The organism is Streptomyces afghaniensis, from assembly GCF_044327915.1.
GTDB classification, from domain to species: Bacteria; Actinomycetota; Actinomycetes; order Streptomycetales; family Streptomycetaceae; genus Streptomyces; species Streptomyces afghaniensis.
Genome location: NZ_JBIRGJ010000001.1, coordinates 1,362,637 through 1,378,735, shown reverse-complemented (window position 1 = coordinate 1,378,735; position 16,099 = coordinate 1,362,637). Strand labels below are relative to the sequence as shown.

Sequence of the window (16,099 nt, the reverse complement as noted above, 5' to 3'; positions counted from 1 at the left end):
GTCACCTCCGGGTCGCCGTGCGCTGGACCCACAGATTGATGAGGACGGCGCCGAGGAGCATCACGCCGAGGAAGGCCTTGAACCAGTCCGGGTTCCAGCCGGCGTAGACGATGCCCTGCTGCACCATGCCGAACATGAAGGCACCGAAGACCGGGCCGATCGCGGAGCCGTAGCCACCGGTCAGCAGACAGCCGCCGATGACGGCCGCGGCGATGTAGATGAGCTCCTGGCCCACGCCCTCGCCGGACTGCACGGTGTTGAAGGAGAACAGCTGGTGCATGCCGACGAACCAGGCGCCGAAGCCGACCAGCATGAACAGGGAGATCTTGGTGAAGGTCACCGGGACACCGACGGCCCGGGCGGAGTGCTTGTTGCCGCCGACCGCGAAGATCCAGTTGCCGTACTTGGTGCGCAGCAGCACCCAGGTGGCCAGGGCAGCGAAGACCAGCCACCAGACGACGGTGATCTTGACGTTGACCCCGCCGACGGTGAACGTCGAGGCGAAGATCTTCTGCGCCTGGGAGAAGCCGTCCATGTCGCTGATGTCGTCCGTGGCGACGTTGCCGGTGACCAGCTTGGTCACGGCGAGGTTCACGCCCTGGAGGATCAGGAAGGTGCCGAGGGTGACCAGGAAGCTGGGCAACCCGGTCTTGACCAGCAGCCAGCCGTTGAACGCCCCGATGGCGAGCGACACGAGCAGGGCGACGATCACGCCGACCCAGACGTTCATGGTCAGCTGGTAGCTCAGCATCGACGCGGTGAGCGCCGAGGTGACCACGGCGACACCGGCCGACAGGTCGAACTCGCCGCCGATCATCAGCAGGGCCACGGGCAGCGCCATGATCCCGATGGTCGACGACTGGTACAGGATGTTGGCCATCGAGCTGCCGTCGCGTACCGGCGGTGCCGCGAACAGGAAGAACACGAGCACGGCGACGGCGCCGAGGAAGACGCCGACCTCCGGCCGGGCGAGCAGCCGCAGCGCCAGGGGGCGCTGCCGGGTCCGGCCGTCGGACTGCTTCTGGCCGGGGGCCGGCGGCGTGTCCACCGCCGGCGTGGCCTGTTGGGTCATGCTCATCACCGGGTGCCCTTCGCGGCGAACTCCCCGATCTTGTCGACGTTGGACTTGTCGACGAAGGCCGGGCCGGTCAGCACGGGCTGCTCGCCGCCGCCGCTGTAGTTGCCGTTGTTCTTGTAGAGCCACAGGCCGTCGACGGCCAGGTAGCCCTGGAGGTAGGGCTGCTGGTCGACGGCGAACTGGATGGAGTCGTCCTTGATGCCCTTGATGAGGTCCTTGTTGAGGTCGAAGGTGGCGACCTTCGCCTTGCTGCCGGCGTCGCCGACCGACTGCACGGCGGTCAGCGCGAAGGGGGCGCCGAGCGTGACGACGTAGTCGATGGACGGGTCCTGCTTCAGCTTGGCGGTGATCGTCGACTTCACGGAGGGCATGTCGGTGCCGTTGACGTTCTGGGTGTCGAGCTTGCCCTCGAAGGTCTTCTCGACACCGTCGCAGCGCTGGGTCAGGCCGACGTTGCCCTGCTCCTGGACGACGCAGAGGGCGTGCTTGGCGCCGACCTCGTTGAGCTTCTTGCCGAAGGCCTCGCCGGCCACGGACTCGTCCTGGCCGAAGAACTCCAGCAGGTTGAGCTTCTTCCAGTCGCTGAGGCCGGAGTTGAGTCCGACCACGGGTATGCCGGCCTTCTCGGCCTTGCCGATGACGCCCTTGAGGGCGTCGGGCTTCGCGAGCGTGACGGCGATGCCGTCGACCTTCTGGTCGATCGCGTTCTGGACCAGGTTGGCCTGGTTGCCCGCGTTCGGGTCGGCGGAGTAGACCAGCTTGATGTTGTCCTTGGCGGCGGCGGCCTCGGCGCCCTTGCGCACGGTGTCCCAGAAGGTGTCACCGGGCGCCTGATGGGTGACCAGGGCGACGGTCATGCGGGGCGTGGTCGCCTTGCCGGCGGAGGCGTTCGCGGCGCCTTCCTCGGACTTCTTGCCCCCGGAACTGCTGGAGCAGCCGGCGAGGGTCAGGGCCGCTGCCGCGGCAACGGCGACAACCGGCGCGATTCGGCGGGAGCGGGGGTGAGAAGAGCGGTCCATCTTTCCTGGCACCTCACTGTGCTACTGCGGGGGAAAGGGGAGGGGATCACAGAGGGATCCGTGGTCCCGGAGCCTTACGGAGTCCGGATCATGATGCCGCAAACAGACTGTTGCGATGCCACGGGATCCAAGTCCTTGCCGCGCTCGCTGTCAATACTTTGTTAAGACATCATTTCACAAGCAGGTCCGAATGTAAGTACAAACTATTGACAGGGCCGTCCTCCGCCGCCTACACCTGTAGGGCGGCAGGTCCCAGGTCATCCACGCCCCACGGTGTCAGGGCGGCCCCGGACCCGCATCCCCAGCTTCCCGAGGAGGTCGCGCATGGCCGGGCCAGCCCAGTATTTCGACTTGATCACGATGGGCCGCATCGGGGTCGACCTCTATCCCCTCCAGACCGGCGTCCCGCTGCCCCAGGTGGAGACGTTCGGGAAATTCCTTGGAGGTTCGGCGGCCAATGTGGCGGTCGCCGCGGCGCGCCTCGGACGCCGTACGGCCGTGATCACCCGGACCGGCAACGACCCCTTCGGCACCTACCTGCACGAGGAGCTGGCGTCCTTCGGCGTCGACGACCGCTGGGTCACCCCGGTCGACGCCCACCCGACGCCGGTCACGTTCTGCGAGATCTTCCCGCCGGACGACTTCCCGCTGTACTTCTACCGCCGCCCCAAGGCTCCCGACCTGGAGATCCACACCGACGAGCTGGACTTCTTCGCGATCCGCGGGGCCCGGATCTTCTGGATCACCGGGACCGGCCTGAGCGAGGAGCCGAGCCGCTCCGCCACGCTCGCCGCCCTCAAGGCCCGCGACAAGGCGGGCATCACCGTCTTCGACCTCGACTGGCGGCCGATGTTCTGGGCCGACCCCGAGGAGGCCCGCCCGTACTACCGCGAGGCGCTGCGCCACGCCACCGTCGCGGTCGGCAACCTCGACGAGTGCGAGATCGCCACCGGCGTGCGCGAGCCGCAGGCCTGCGCCGACGCGCTGCTGGAGGCGGGCGTGGAACTGGCCGTCGTCAAGCAGGGCCCCAAGGGCGTCCTGGCCGTGCACCGCGACGGCACCCGCGCGGAGGTGCCGCCGGTTCCGGTCGAGGTCGTCAACGGCCTGGGCGCGGGCGACGCCTTCGGCGGTTCCCTCTGCCACGGCCTCCTCGCCGGCTGGGACCTGGAGAAGACCATGCGGCACGCCAACGCCGCGGGCGCCCTCGTCGCCTCACGCCTCGCCTGCTCCTCCGCGATGCCCGTCGAGTCCGAGGTCGAGGACCTCCTCGCCACGGTGTCGTCGCCGAGTACGAGTCACTGAACGGAGCCTGAATTGAACATCGGCATCCCCGACCTCACCACGGTCCGGGCCCGCAATCCCGAGGCCGTCGCCGAGGCGGCGGCCCGCCGGGTGCGCCGCCCGCTGATCGGCGACAGCGGCCGGCTGATGATCGTGGCCGCCGACCACCCGGCGCGGGGCGCCCTCGGGGTCGGTGACCGGCGCCTGGCCATGGCCAACCGCGCCGATCTGCTGGAACGGCTCTGCGTCGCACTGTCGAGGCCCGGGGTCGACGGGGTGCTCGCCACCGCCGACATCCTGGAGGACCTGCTCCTGCTGGGGGTGCTGGAGAACAAGGTCGTCATGGGCTCGATGAACCGCGGCGGCCTCGCCGGCGCCGCCTTCGAGATGGACGACCGTTTCACCGGTCACCGCGCCGAGGACATCGCCCGGCTCCGCTTCGACGCGGGCAAGCTCCTGGTGCGCATCGACTACGACGACCCGGGCTCGCTCACCACCCTGGAGTCCACCGCGCGGGCGATCGACGCCATGGCGGCCCGGCAGCTCCCCCTGTTCGTCGAACCGTTCATCTCCCGGCGGGTCGACGGCAAGGTGCGCAACGACCTGTCCGCCGAGGCCGTCACCCGGTCCATCGCGATCTCCTCGGGGCTGGGCGGCACCTCCGCCTACACCTGGCTGAAGCTGCCCGTCACCGATGACCCGGACGACATGGCCGAGGTCCTGGAGACCTCCACGCTCCCCGTCGTGCTCCTCGGCGGCGAGGTCGGCGGCGACCAGGAGGGCGCGTACGAACGCTGGCGCAAGGCCCTGCGCCTGCCCACCGTGCAGGGCATGGTCGTCGGGCGCTCGCTGCTCTACCCGGCCGGGGGCAGCGTGGAAGAGGCAGTGGACACGGCCGTCGGTCTGCTGTGAACAGGTCTGCTGAACCTGTCTGTTGTGAGTCGCTCCGCTGTGACCCGAAAGGCACACGATGACGTATCACCTTCCCGCGGGCAAGGCCCTCGGTGGCCCCTACATCGTCGACGTCACGCCCGAGAAGGCCGGCTGGGGACACTCCAGCCTGCGGATCCTGGAGCTGCCGCCGGGCGGCACGCACTCCTTCGAGGCCGGCGACAGCGAGTGGATCGTCGTCCCGCTGAGCGGCGGCTGCACGGTCGCCGCGGCGGACGACTTCGGCCAGGACACCTTCGAGCTGCAGGGCCGCCGGGACGTCTTCAGCGGCGTCAGCGACTTCGCGTACGTACCGCGCGACGCCCGGGCGAGCGTGACGTCGGCGGCCGGCGGCCGGTTCGCGCTGACCGGCGCGCGCTGCACCCGCCGGCTGCCCGCCCGCTACGGTCCGGCCTCCGAGGTGCCCGTGGAACTGCGGGGCACCGGCAACTGCTCCCGGCAGGTCAACAACTTCGGCGCGGCCGGGGTCTTCGAGTGCGACAAGCTCATCGCGGTCGAGGTGATCACCCCGGGCGGCAACTGGTCGTCGTTCCCGCCGCACAAGCACGACGAGCACCGGCCGGGCGAGGAGTCCGTGCTGGAGGAGATCTACTACTTCGAGTTCGCCGGCCACGACGGCATCCCCGGCCTCGGCTACCAGCGCGTCTCCCCGTCCGGCCCCGGCCGGGACACCGACGTGCTGGCCGAGGTCCGCGACGGCGACGTCGTCCTGATCCCGGACGGCTGGCACGGGCCGTCGATGGCCACGCCCGGCCACCACATGTACTACCTCAACGTCATGGCGGGCCCGGAGGCCGAGCGCGCCTGGCTGATCTGCGACCACCCCGACCACGCCTGGGTCCGCGACACCTGGCCGGACCAGCCGGTCGATCCCCGACTCCCTCTCTACACCGCCCCGGAGACCTCCGCATGAGCGCCACCACCCGCCGACTGACGACCGCCCAGGCGCTGGTGCGGTTCCTGTCCGCCCAGTACACCGAGCGGGACGGCGTGCGGCGCCGGCTGATCGCCGGGACCTGGGGCATCTTCGGCCACGGCAACGTGGCCGGTGTCGGCCAGGCGCTCCTGGAGGCGGGTGAGGACGTCATGCCGTTCCACCAGGGCCGCAACGAGCAGTCGATGGTGCACGCGGCGGTCGGCTACGCCCGGCAGCTGAACCGCCTGTCCGCGCAGGCGGTGACGACCTCGATCGGCCCGGGCGCCACCAACCTGGTCACCGGTGCGGCCCTGGCGACGATCAACCGGCTGCCGGTGCTGCTCCTGCCCGGCGACTACTTCGCCACGCACTCCGCCGACCCGCTGCTCCAGCAGCTGGAGCACCCGGTCGAGGCGGACGTGTCGGTCAACGACACCCTGCGCCCGGTGTCCAGGTACTTCGACCGGATCACCCGCCCCGAGGCGCTGATCCCGTCGGCGCTCCAGGCGATGCGCGTGCTGGCCGACCCGGCCGAGACCGGCGCCGTCACCCTCGCCCTGCCGCAGGACGTGCAGGCGGAGGCGTACGACTGGCCGGAGGAGTTCTTCGCCGAGCGCGTCTGGTACGTACGGCGTCCCGCGCCGGACCCGGTGGAGCTGACGGCGGCCGTGGAGGCGATCCGGTCGGCCGAGCGGCCCCTGATCGTCGCGGGCGGCGGCGTCCACCACAGCGAGGCCGAGGCGGCGCTGAAGACGTTCGTGGACGCCACCGGCATCCCCGTCTCCTCCACCCAGGCGGGCAAGGGATCACTCCGCCACGACCACCCCGCCGACCTCGGCGGCATCGGCCACACCGGCACGGCGGTCAGCGACGACCTCGCCCGCACCGCCGATCTCGTCATCGGCGTCGGCACCCGCTACACGGACTTCACCACGGCCTCCGGCACGCTCTTCCGGAACCCGGGCGTGCGGTTCGTCAACCTCAACATCACCGGCTTCGACGCGCACAAGCTGGCCGCGCGCACGCTGGTGTGCGACGCGAGGTCCGGCCTCGAAAGACTGCTGGAGGAGCTCGCCGGACACCGGGTGAGCGAGGCGTACGAGGCCGAGTACCGCGCCGGCAAGGAGCGCTGGGACGAGGTGGTCGAGGCCGCCTACCGCGCCGACGACGAAAGCGCGGTCCCGACCCAGACGCAGGTGCTCGGCGCGCTGGACGCGGCCGTCGGCGACGAGGACGTGGTGATCAACGCGGCCGGTTCGCTCCCCGGCGACCTGCACAAACTGTGGCGCTCCCGCAGCCCGCGCCAGTACCACCTGGAGTACGGCTACTCCTGCATGGGCTACGAGATCCCGGCCGGCATCGGCGTCCAGCAGGCCGCCCCCGGCACACCGGTGTGGGCGCTGGTCGGCGACGGCACCTATCTGATGATGCCGACGGAGATCGTCACGGCCGTCCAGGAGGGCCTGCCGCTCAACATCGTCCTGATCCAGAACCACGGCTACGCCTCCATCGGCGGCCTGTCGGAGGAGACCGGCGGCGAGCGGTTCGGCACCGCCTACCGCTTCCGGGCCGCCGACGGCACCTTCACCGGCGCCCCGCTGCCCGTCGACCTGGCCGCCAACGCGGCCAGCCTCGGCATGGACGTCCTGCGCGCCAAGACGGTGCGCGAGCTGCGCGAGGCGCTGGTCACGGCCCGTGCCTCCGACCGGCCGACGTGCGTGTACGTCGAGACCGACCCGGCCCCGACCGCTCCCCCGGCCGAGGCCTGGTGGGACGTGCCGGTGGCCGAGACCGCCTCCCGCGCGGCCGCCGTCGAGGCGCGCGAGCGCTACGACCGGCAGGTCGCCGGACGCCGTCGCCACCTCTGAACACCGCTTGAACACCCGCTGCACTCCAGGCTTGCACCCCAGGCTCACGAAAGGCCCCTGCGCACCATGAAGACCATCACCCACTGGATCGACGGCAAGCCCGTCGAAGGCACCTCCGGCCGCTTCGGCCCCGTCTACAACCCGGCCACCGGCGCCCAGGAGAAGCAGGTCGCGTTCGCGACCACCGACGAGGTGGACGCCGCCGTCGCCTCCGCCAAGGCCGCTTTCGAGTCCTGGGGGGAGTCCTCGCTCGCCAAGCGCACGGCGGTCCTGTTCAAGTACCGCGAGCTGCTGGACGCCCACCGCGACGAGATCGCCGAGCTGATCACCGCCGAGCACGGCAAGGTGCACTCCGACGCGCTCGGCGAGGTCGCGCGCGGCATGGAGATCGTAGAGCTCGCGTGCGGGATCAGCGTCCAGCTCAAGGGCGAGCTGTCCACGCAGGTCTCCACCCGGGTCGACGTCGCCTCGATCCGCCAGCCGCTGGGCGTGGTCGCGGGCATCACGCCGTTCAACTTCCCGGCGATGGTGCCGATGTGGATGTTCCCCCTCGCCATCGCGTGCGGCAACACCTTCGTGCTGAAGCCGTCCGAGAAGGACCCGTCGGCCTCCTTCAGGCTCGCCGAACTGGCCGCCGAGGCCGGGCTGCCGGACGGCGTCCTGAACGTCGTGCAGGGCGACAAGGTGGCCGTCGACCGCATCCTGGAGCACCCGGACATCGAGGCGGTCTCCTTCGTCGGCTCGACCCCGATCGCCAAGTACATCCAGCTCAAGGCCGTCGAGCACGGCAAGCGGGTGCAGGCCCTGGGCGGCGCCAAGAACCACATGCTGGTCCTGCCCGACGCCGACCTGGACCACGCCGCCGACCAGGCGATCAACGCGGCCTACGGATCGGCGGGCGAGCGCTGCATGGCCGTGTCGGTCGTCGTCGCGGTCGGCGACACCGGTGACGAGCTGGTCGGCAAGATCGCCGAGCGGGCGAAGAACCTGAAGATCGGGCCCGGCGACGACCCGGCGTCCGAGATGGGCCCGCTGATCACCCGCGAGCACCGCGACAAGGTGGCCTCGTACGTGGCGAGCGCGGCCGAGCAGGGCGCCGAGGTCGTCGTCGACGGCACGGGCTTCTCGGTCGACGGCCACGAGGACGGCTTCTTCCTCGGCGTCTCCCTCCTGGACCGGGTACCGCTGACGGCGGACGCGTACCGGGACGAGATCTTCGGCCCGGTGCTGTGCGTGGTCCGCGCGGAGACGTACGAAGAGGCCATCAAGCTGATCAACGACTCCCGCTGGGGCAACGGCACCGCGATCTTCACCCGGGACGGCGGCGCCGCCCGCCGCTTCCAGTTGGAGGTCAAGGCGGGGATGGTCGGCGTCAACGTGCCGATCCCGGTCCCGGTCGGCTACCACTCCTTCGGCGGCTGGAAGGACTCGCTCTTCGGCGACCTGCACGTCTACGGCAACGACGGCATCGCCTTCTACACCCAGGGCAAGGTCATCACCACGCGCTGGCCGGACCCGGCGGACGCCGGCGGCATCAACCTCGGCTTCCCGAGCAACTCCTGACCCACGGAGGGGGGTTCGTCCATGGCGAAGACCGGTGACCGGGCACGTACCGCGCCCGCGCCTGCGCTCAGCTCGCTGGATTTCGCCCTGGACCGGGGCAGTCCCGTGCCGCTGTACTACCAGCTCGCGCAGCAGCTGGAGGCGGCGATCGAGCACGGGATCCTCGCCCCGGGGAACCTCCTGGGCAACGAGGTCGACCTTTCGGTGCGCCTCGGCCTGTCCCGTCCCACCGTCCGCCAGGCCATCCAGTCCCTCGTCGACAAGGGGCTGCTGGTCCGGCGGCGCGGGGTGGGCACACAGGTGGTGCACAGCCAGGTCAAGCGCCCGCTGGAGCTGAGCAGCCTCTACGACGACCTGGAGGAGGCCGGGCAGGGGCCCACCACGCAGGTCGTACGCCACGAGGTCGTCCCGGCCTCCTGCGACGTGGCCGCCGCCCTCTGCGTCGCGGAGGGCAGCGAGGTCATCGTGCTGGAACGGCTGCGCTGCACCCACGGCCAGCCGGTCGCCCTGCTGTGCAACTACCTGCCGACGTCTCTCCTGGACCTGGACGACGCCCGCCTGGAGTCGACGGGCCTGTACCGGATGATGCGCTCGGCGGGCATCACCCTGCACAGCGCCCGGCAACGCGTCAGCGCCCGCGCGGCCGGCGCGGAGGAGGCCGCCCGTCTGGACGAGGAGGAGGGCGCGGCGCTGCTCACCATGCAGCGCACGGCGTACGACGACACCGGGCGCCCGGTCGAGTACGGGACGCACATCTACCGGGCGTCGCGCTACACGTTCGACTTCCAGTTGCTGGTCAGGCCTTGACCGGACCCCGAATCCGGGTGCAAAGTCGTACATATACACCGTAAACATACGGTTGCCGACCCGCCCGACCCGACGCGGGAGTCACTGGCATGGCCCGCAGGAACCAGTCGCCGACCGCTCGAGGGCCCGGATCCATCTGGGCACCCTCGACCGTGCTCGTCACGGGCGGCGCCGGTTTCATCGGCAGCCACACCTGTGTGGAACTGCTCGACCACGGCTACGAGGTGATCGTGGTCGACAACTACTCCAACAGCACTCCGCAGGTCTTCGCCCGGGTGGAACGGATCGCCGGCCGCTTCGTCGGCGCCGTCTACGAACTGGACATCCGTGATCGGCGCGCCCTCTCGGCCGTCTTCGACCGACACTCCGTGGACGCCGTCGTGCACTTCGCCGCGCACAAGGCGGGGGGTGCGTCGACACGGATGCCCGTCGCGTACTACGACACCAACGTCGGCGGCACCACCGCCCTGCTGCGGACCATGCAGGAGCACGGCGTGCGCCGGCTGGTGTACCCGTCCTCCTGCTGGGTCTACGGCGACGCCGGGCGCGGCCCGCTCGACGAGACCACGCCCGCCCGGCCCGGCACGCCGTACGCGGCCTCGAAGTGGATCTGCGAACAGATCCTCGCGGACATCTGCCGCCGCGATCCCGACTACACCGTGCTGTGCCTGCGCTATCCCGTACCGGCCGGGGCGCATCCCAGCGGCCTGCTCGGCGAGGACCCGCGCAACACGCCCGAGAACCTGCTGCCGCACCTCGCGCAGGTGGCCGTCGGCCGGCGCGAGCGGCTCTCCGTGTTCGGCGACGACTACCCGACCCGCGACGGGACCGGGGTCCGGGACTACCTGCACGTCATGGACGCCGTCGAGGCGCACCGCGTGGCACTCGACCACCTGGGCGGCGCACCGGGCATGCACGTGTACAACCTGGGAGGGGGCTCGGGGAGTTCGGTCCTCGACGTCGTCGACGCGTTCTCCAGGGCGTGCGGCAGACCCCTGCCGTACGACATCGCGCCCCGCCGCCCCGGGGACGTCGCCGAGCTGGTCGCCGACACCACGGCGGTGACGCGGGCCTGGGGCTGGCACCCCACGAGGGACCTGTCCGACGTGTGCCGGGACGCCTGGCGCTTCCAGCGGCTCAACCCGGACGGCTACGTGGACTCCGCACGGCGCCCGGAGACGACGGACTAGGCGCGGTCCCCCGGGTCGGCGACGGCGGCGGTGGCCGTGACAGGCCGAACGCCGTCTCCACCAGCGCGATGTGGCTGAACGCCTTGGGCGCGTTGCCCAGTTGACGGCCCGTGTCCGGGTCCCACTGCTCGGCCAGCAGACCGACGTCGTTACGGATGGCGAGCACCCGTTCGAAGGCCTCGCGGGCCTCCCGGCGACGCCCCGTCGCAGCGAGGGCGTCGGCGTACCAGAGGGAGCAGGAGACGAAAGCGCCCTCGGCGTCTTCGATCCCGTCCGCCTCCCCGGGTCCGGCGCCGCCCTGCGCGTATCGGCGTACGAACCCCCCGTGCCCGAGCCGGCCCAGGGCCCGCACGGTGCCGCGTACCCGCTCGTCGCCGGCGGGCAGGAAACCGACCCGGGGTATGAGCAGGGCCGAGGCGTCCAGGCGGGGCTCGCCGTAGGACTGCACGAAGGACCGCTGGGCGGTGTCCCAGCCCTCCCTGCAGACCTGCCGGTGCACCTCCTCGCGCATGGCCCGCCACTCGCCGGCCGAACCGTTGCGCCCGAGCAGTTCGCCCATGCGCACGGCTCGGTCCGCGGCCACCCACGTCATGACCTTGGAGTGCGTGAACTGCCGCCGCGGGCCGCCCGTCTGCCACAGCCCCTGGTCCGGTTCGCGCCAGTGCCGGAGCAGGAATCCCATGAGCGCCTCGACCAGGTCCCACACATGGGCCGGCATGGGAATGCCGGCGCGCAGCGACAGCCACAGCGTGTCCATGACCTCGCCGTACACGTCCAGTTGGAAGGTGTCCACCGCCGAGGTGCCGAACCGCACGGGCCGGGAGCCCTCGTAGCCGGACAGCCAGGGCGCCTCGGTCTCGGGCAGCAGCCGCTGGCCCTTGACGCCGTAGACGGACTGGAGGTCGGCGGGGTCGCCGGCGAGGGCACGCACCAGCCAGCCCAGCCAGGCGGTGGCCTCGTCCCGGTATCCGCTGCGCAGCAGGCAGGACAGGGCGCTGGTGGAGTCCCGCAGCCAGCAGAACCGGTAATCCCAGTTGCGCTCGCCCCCGAGGCGTCCGGGCAGCGAGGTGGTGGGGGCGGCGACGATGCCGCCCGTGGGTGCGTAGGTGAGCGCTTTGAGGGTGATGAGGGAACGCAGCACGGCCTCGCGCCACGGCCCCTGGTAGCGGCATTGCGCTGCCCAGCGTCGCCAGAAGTCGACGGTCTCCTTCAGGGCGGTCTCCGCCGGGACGGACAGGGGCGCGGGCGGCGCGGGCCGGCAGGACGGGGTCCATGCCAGGGTCAGGGCCAGGCGGCGCCCCGCGGTGACGGTGAAGTCCCAGACCGTGGCGTCCGGGTCAGCCATGCCCCGCACGTGGCCGTCGCCGCCGAGCCAGACGGCGTCCGGCCCGGCGACCGCGACGGTGCAGTGGCCGACCTCCCGTACCCACGGCACGACGCGGCCCTGGTGGAACCGGAGCCGCAGTTCGCTGCGCATGTCGATCGTGCCGGACAGTCCCTCGACGAGGCGGACGATGGACGGCACTCCGGTACGCGGACGCATCAGATCCGTGACCCGCACCGTGCCTGTCGGGGTCTCCCACACGGAGTCCAGGACCAGCGTGTCGGTCCGGTAGGAGCGGCGCGTGCAGGACCCGCCGGACAGCGGGGCGACGCGCCAGCGTCCGTTCTCCTCGGTGCCCAGCAGGGCCGCCAGGCAGGCCGGGGAGTCGAAGCGGGGCAGGCAGAGCCAGTCGACCGACCCGTCCCGGCCGACCATGGCGGCCGTCTCCAGATCGCTGATGAGGGCGTAATCCTCAATGGGTGCGTTCATGATCCGGATTACGCCGTCGTGCGCTTCGCCGCTTTCCACCCTACGCCGGACACGGTGCCGCGCCCAGGACTCCTGACCACGAGAAACGCCCCTCTCTTGACCTCGGTGACAAAAGGGGCAAGATGTATGTATACGCCGTAAATGTATGGCGTTCGACCGAGGATCTTTCGCTCGGAGGCGACGGCACCATGAACCACACGCCTCACCTGACCGGGCAGCCCGTCTTCTTCCCGGACCACCCCGCGCACCCCTTGCGCCGGGCCGGGGACCGCCCCCCGCCCCGGGCCACCGTCACCCTGGTCGTGCCCGCCCGGAACGAGGCTCGCAACATCCCCTGGGTCTTCGAGCAGATCCCGGACTGCGTCGACGAGGTCATCCTGGTCGACGGAGACTCCGCGGACGCCACGGTGCACATGGCGACCCGGTGCCTGCCGACCGTCCGCCCCGTCGCACAGCGCGGCCCCGGCAAGGGGAACGCCCTGCGCACCGGCTTCCTCTCCGCGACCGGCGATTACATCGTGATGATGGACGCGGACGGCAGCATGCTGCCCGGGGAGATCCCGCACTACCTGCACTTCCTCGACAACGGCTTCGACTTCGTCAAGGGCTCGCGGTTCATCGCGGGCGGCGGATCGCTCGACATCACGCGCTTCCGCCGGTTCGGCAACCGCGTGCTGCTGACCGCCGTGAACCACCTGTACGACGCCCAGCTGACGGACCTGTGCTACGGGTTCTGCGCCTTCCGCCGGGACTTCCTGGACGACCTCGACCTGCACTCCTCCGGATTCGAGATCGAGACCGAGATGATCGCGCACGCCCTGCGTTCGGGGCTGCGCATCGCCGAGGTCCCGAGCCTCGAACTGCCCCGGCGCAGCGGGCGTTCCAACCTGCACGCGATATCCGACGGCCGGCGGGTGCTGCGCACGCTGCTCTCGGAGCGGCCCGGGTCACGGTCGACGCCGACCGGACGGAACGGCCCATGACCGCGGCCGGCCGGCGCCTGCTCGCCCCCCGTGACGCCCCGATCAGGATCGTCGACATCGACCTGGCCGAACCGGGCAGGTTCAGCCCTCCGGGAAGTCGCGCGCGCATCCATCCGCAGGGCCGTGTCCTGGCCCTCGTGCGCCGGCGGGGCCATCCTCTGGGAATGGTCGTGAGCAACGGCGCCGGCCCCGCGGAACTGTGGCAGTCGCTGGCCGAATCGACCCGGCGGGAACTCGATGTGCACGTGGCCCCGCCCGCAGCGGGACGGACCGGCGGCACGCCCGACATCAGCGTGGTGGTCCCCACCCACAACCGCTGCGAGCTGCTGCGTCAGTGCCTGGACTCCTTGCTGAGAATGGACTACCCGAGGTCACGTTTCGAGATCACGGTGGTGGACAACGCCCCCGCGAACGCGGCGGCCGAGCAACTGGTCCACGAGGCATACAGCCACCAGGTCCGCTATGTGAGGGAACCCGTCGCAGGCGGCGCCAGAGCACGGAATCGGGGACTGGCAGCTTCTCACGGCACCCTCGTGGCGTACTCGGACGACGACACCCTCGTCGACGCCCGGTGGCTGTCCGCACTCGCCGAAGCGTTCTCGGGGGACCGGCAGATCGGCTGCGTGACAGGGCTCATCGTCCCGGCCGAACTCCAGACCGAAGCTCAGGCCGCGCTGGAACGGCACGGTGCGTTCGGCAAGGGGTACAGTCCCCGCGCCTGGTCCCTGCACGATCCCCCTGAAGATCCGCTCTTTCCCTTCACCGCCGGACACTTCGGCTCCGGGGCCAACATGGCCTTCCGCACGGATCTGCTGAGAGCCCTCGGCGGCTTCGACCCGGCCACCGGCCCGGGCACGCCCGCGCGCGGCGGGGAAGACCTGCTCGCCTTCTTCCAGGTGGTCGTCAGCGGCCACACCCTCGTGTACCAGCCCGACGCGATCGTCTGGCATCGCCACCGGCGCACAGCAGACGCCCTGTCGGCACAGGCGTTCGGATACGGCGCAGGCTTCGGGGCCTACCTGACCGGAGCGCTCGCCCACCACCCCGGCATGCTGCCCGCCCTGCTGCGCAGGCTGCCCGGCGGCATCCGGTACGCGACTGCCAGGGCACACGTGCGGACCAGCGGCCAGGACACCGAATGGTCCCGGCGGCTCGCCCTGCTGGAGCTTCAGGGCCTGCTGTACGGACCAGTGGGTTACCTCCGCAGTCGCAGCCACTGCCTCAGGAGCGGCCGTGCGAACCAGACCTGACCCGGGTATCGCCGGCAGCGCTACGGAAGCAACCAGTACGCCCGGAGCGGCGACCGGTCCCCCCACGCGTGCTGCGGGGCGCCCCTGGGCCGCGACGATGCGAGCCGGGATCACCGCCGTCCTGCCACGCGATCCACTGCTGCGCAACGGACATCTCCTGGCCGTCAGCTCCCTCGCCAACGCCGCGCTGGGGGCTGTCTTCTGGATATGCGCCTCACGCTGGTACGACGACAGGGTGGTGGGCCTCAGTTACTCGGCTCTCTCCGCCGTCACGCTGCTCGCCAGCATCGGTCAGCTGAACCTGTCCGATTTCCTTGTCCGGTTCGTGCCGTCCGCGGGGCGGCACACCCGCGGACTGATACTCACCTGCTACGCGGCAGGCACCGCCTGCAGTGTGGCGGCCGCCGTCGTCTTCCTGCTGCTGGTGCCCCACATCACGCCCGACCTCGACTTCCTGCTGACTCCGGCGAACGGAATCTGCTTCGTGGCGGCCACGGTCGGCTACGCCATGTTCATCCTGCAGGACGGCGCCCTGACCGGAGTGCGGCGCCCGAGGTGGGTCATGGCGGAGAACCTGATCTTCGCCGTGGTACGGAACGTGCTGCTGGCCATCGGCGCGGCCCTGTCCCTGTTCACGGGCATCCTGATCTCCTGGGGCGGGGCCTTCGTCGCCTCCTTCCTCCTGATCAACCTCTACCTGCTCCGGCGTGCGGTGCCCCAGCACGAGCGGACGGCCCCGGAGGCCGTGCGCCCGACCCGCATGGTCGGATACGCGGCCGCGGATTACGCAGGCTCGCTGTTCCGCATGGCCGCGTACACCTTCGCTCCACTGCTGGTGCTGAACAGCCTGGGCGCGGAGCAGAGCGCCTACTTCTCGCTGGCGTGGGTCGTCGGGTTCATGCTCTACCTCGTGACGACGAACATGGGCAGTTCACTGATCGTGGAGGCCGTACGCAGCCCCGGTCAACTGTCCACGCACACGGGCAGGATGCTTCGCCATTCGGCTCTGCTGCTGGCCCTGGCAGCGGGCGGGACGATCGTGTTGGCCCCGCAGTTGCTGTCGTTCTTCGGTCCGGACTACGCCGAACACGGTGCGACCCTGCTGCGGCTCGTGGCGCTCTCCGCGCTGCCGAATCTCGTGGTCAGCCTGGCCGTGGATGTGGCGCGCGCACGCAGGAAGATGCGCATGGTGGTGGGGCTCCAACTCGCCCTGTGCGTCCTCGTCGTCGGCCTCGCCGCGATGCTTCTCCCCTTGCTCGGTCTGAGCGGTGCAGGCGTCGCCTGGCTCATGGCCCAGTGTCTGCTGGCGCTGTACCTGCTGATCTGGCGGTCACACTGGCTGCCCAGGGGCTCGGAGCCCACCCCATGAACACCACACCC

13 protein-coding genes are annotated in these 16,099 nt (G+C 70.7%); 10 read left to right on the top strand and 3 right to left on the bottom strand.

The features are described 5' to 3' along the window. Position 1: 1 nt before the first annotated feature. On the bottom strand, positions 2-1,078 hold the full coding sequence (locus tag ACH4G3_RS05840; protein WP_397623260.1) for an ABC transporter permease: 1,077 nt from the start codon (positions 1,076-1,078) through the stop codon (positions 2-4). Then, entirely contained in the window at positions 1,078-2,097 is a 1,020-nt protein-coding gene (locus tag ACH4G3_RS05835) for a sugar ABC transporter substrate-binding protein (protein WP_397623259.1), read from the bottom strand. Before ACH4G3_RS05835 ends, ACH4G3_RS05840 begins: the two co-directional genes overlap by 1 nt. 324 nt (positions 2,098-2,421) lie before the next feature. On the opposite strand from ACH4G3_RS05835, the gene iolC reads away from it, so the two are divergent. The 7 genes from iolC (at position 2,422) to galE (ending at position 10,673) form a co-directional block, all read left to right on the top strand. Continuing rightward, positions 2,422-3,399, top strand: coding sequence for a 5-dehydro-2-deoxygluconokinase (gene iolC, locus ACH4G3_RS05830; protein ID WP_397623258.1), 978 nt, complete (start codon positions 2,422-2,424; stop codon positions 3,397-3,399). 12 nt (positions 3,400-3,411) lie between these two features. After that, positions 3,412-4,290: a Cgl0159 family (beta/alpha)8-fold protein gene (locus ACH4G3_RS05825; RefSeq protein ID WP_397623257.1), complete on the top strand. Its 879-nt coding sequence runs from the start codon at positions 3,412-3,414 to the stop codon at positions 4,288-4,290. Between the two features lie 58 nt (positions 4,291-4,348). Next, entirely contained in the window at positions 4,349-5,242 is an 894-nt protein-coding gene (gene iolB, locus ACH4G3_RS05820; RefSeq protein WP_397623256.1) for a 5-deoxy-glucuronate isomerase, read from the top strand. Then, positions 5,239-7,113, top strand: a complete 1,875-nt coding sequence (gene iolD, locus ACH4G3_RS05815) for a 3D-(3,5/4)-trihydroxycyclohexane-1,2-dione acylhydrolase (decyclizing) (protein ID WP_397623255.1) — start codon at positions 5,239-5,241, stop codon at positions 7,111-7,113. Before iolB ends, iolD begins: the two co-directional genes overlap by 4 nt. 66 nt (positions 7,114-7,179) lie before the next feature. Then, positions 7,180-8,676 carry a CoA-acylating methylmalonate-semialdehyde dehydrogenase gene (locus ACH4G3_RS05810; protein WP_397623254.1) on the top strand — a complete coding sequence of 499 codons (1,497 nt, stop codon included), beginning with the start codon at positions 7,180-7,182 and terminating at the stop codon, positions 8,674-8,676. Positions 8,677-8,697: 21 nt separating this feature from the next. After that, entirely contained in the window at positions 8,698-9,483 is a 786-nt protein-coding gene (locus ACH4G3_RS05805) for a GntR family transcriptional regulator (protein WP_397623253.1), read from the top strand. Positions 9,484-9,572: 89 nt separating this feature from the next. Further along, on the top strand, positions 9,573-10,673 hold the full coding sequence (galE, locus tag ACH4G3_RS05800; protein WP_397623252.1) for a UDP-glucose 4-epimerase GalE: 1,101 nt from the start codon (positions 9,573-9,575) through the stop codon (positions 10,671-10,673). Here the strand turns inward: galE and ACH4G3_RS05795 are convergent. Then, the gene (locus ACH4G3_RS05795; protein WP_397623251.1) at positions 10,621-12,486 is read right to left on the bottom strand and encodes a glycoside hydrolase family 15 protein; all 1,866 of its coding nucleotides are present in this window, start codon (positions 12,484-12,486) and stop codon (positions 10,621-10,623) included. The two genes, galE and ACH4G3_RS05795, sit on opposite strands and share 53 nt — an antisense overlap. A 188-nt stretch (positions 12,487-12,674) precedes the next feature. On the opposite strand from ACH4G3_RS05795, the gene ACH4G3_RS05790 reads away from it, so the two are divergent. From ACH4G3_RS05790 to ACH4G3_RS05780, 3 genes are read left to right on the top strand one after another with little or no spacing between them, the layout of a single operon-like run. Next, complete coding sequence (locus ACH4G3_RS05790; protein WP_397623250.1) at positions 12,675-13,469, top strand: glycosyltransferase family 2 protein; 795 nt, start codon at positions 12,675-12,677, stop codon at positions 13,467-13,469. After that, positions 13,466-14,719, top strand: a complete 1,254-nt coding sequence (locus tag ACH4G3_RS05785) for a glycosyltransferase family 2 protein (RefSeq protein WP_397623249.1) — start codon at positions 13,466-13,468, stop codon at positions 14,717-14,719. The genes ACH4G3_RS05790 and ACH4G3_RS05785 overlap by 4 nt, the downstream gene beginning before the upstream one ends. Beyond that, the gene (locus tag ACH4G3_RS05780; RefSeq protein ID WP_397623248.1) at positions 14,703-16,088 is read left to right on the top strand and encodes a lipopolysaccharide biosynthesis protein; all 1,386 of its coding nucleotides are present in this window, start codon (positions 14,703-14,705) and stop codon (positions 16,086-16,088) included. The genes ACH4G3_RS05785 and ACH4G3_RS05780 overlap by 17 nt, the downstream gene beginning before the upstream one ends. Positions 16,089-16,099: the final 11 nt, after the last annotated feature.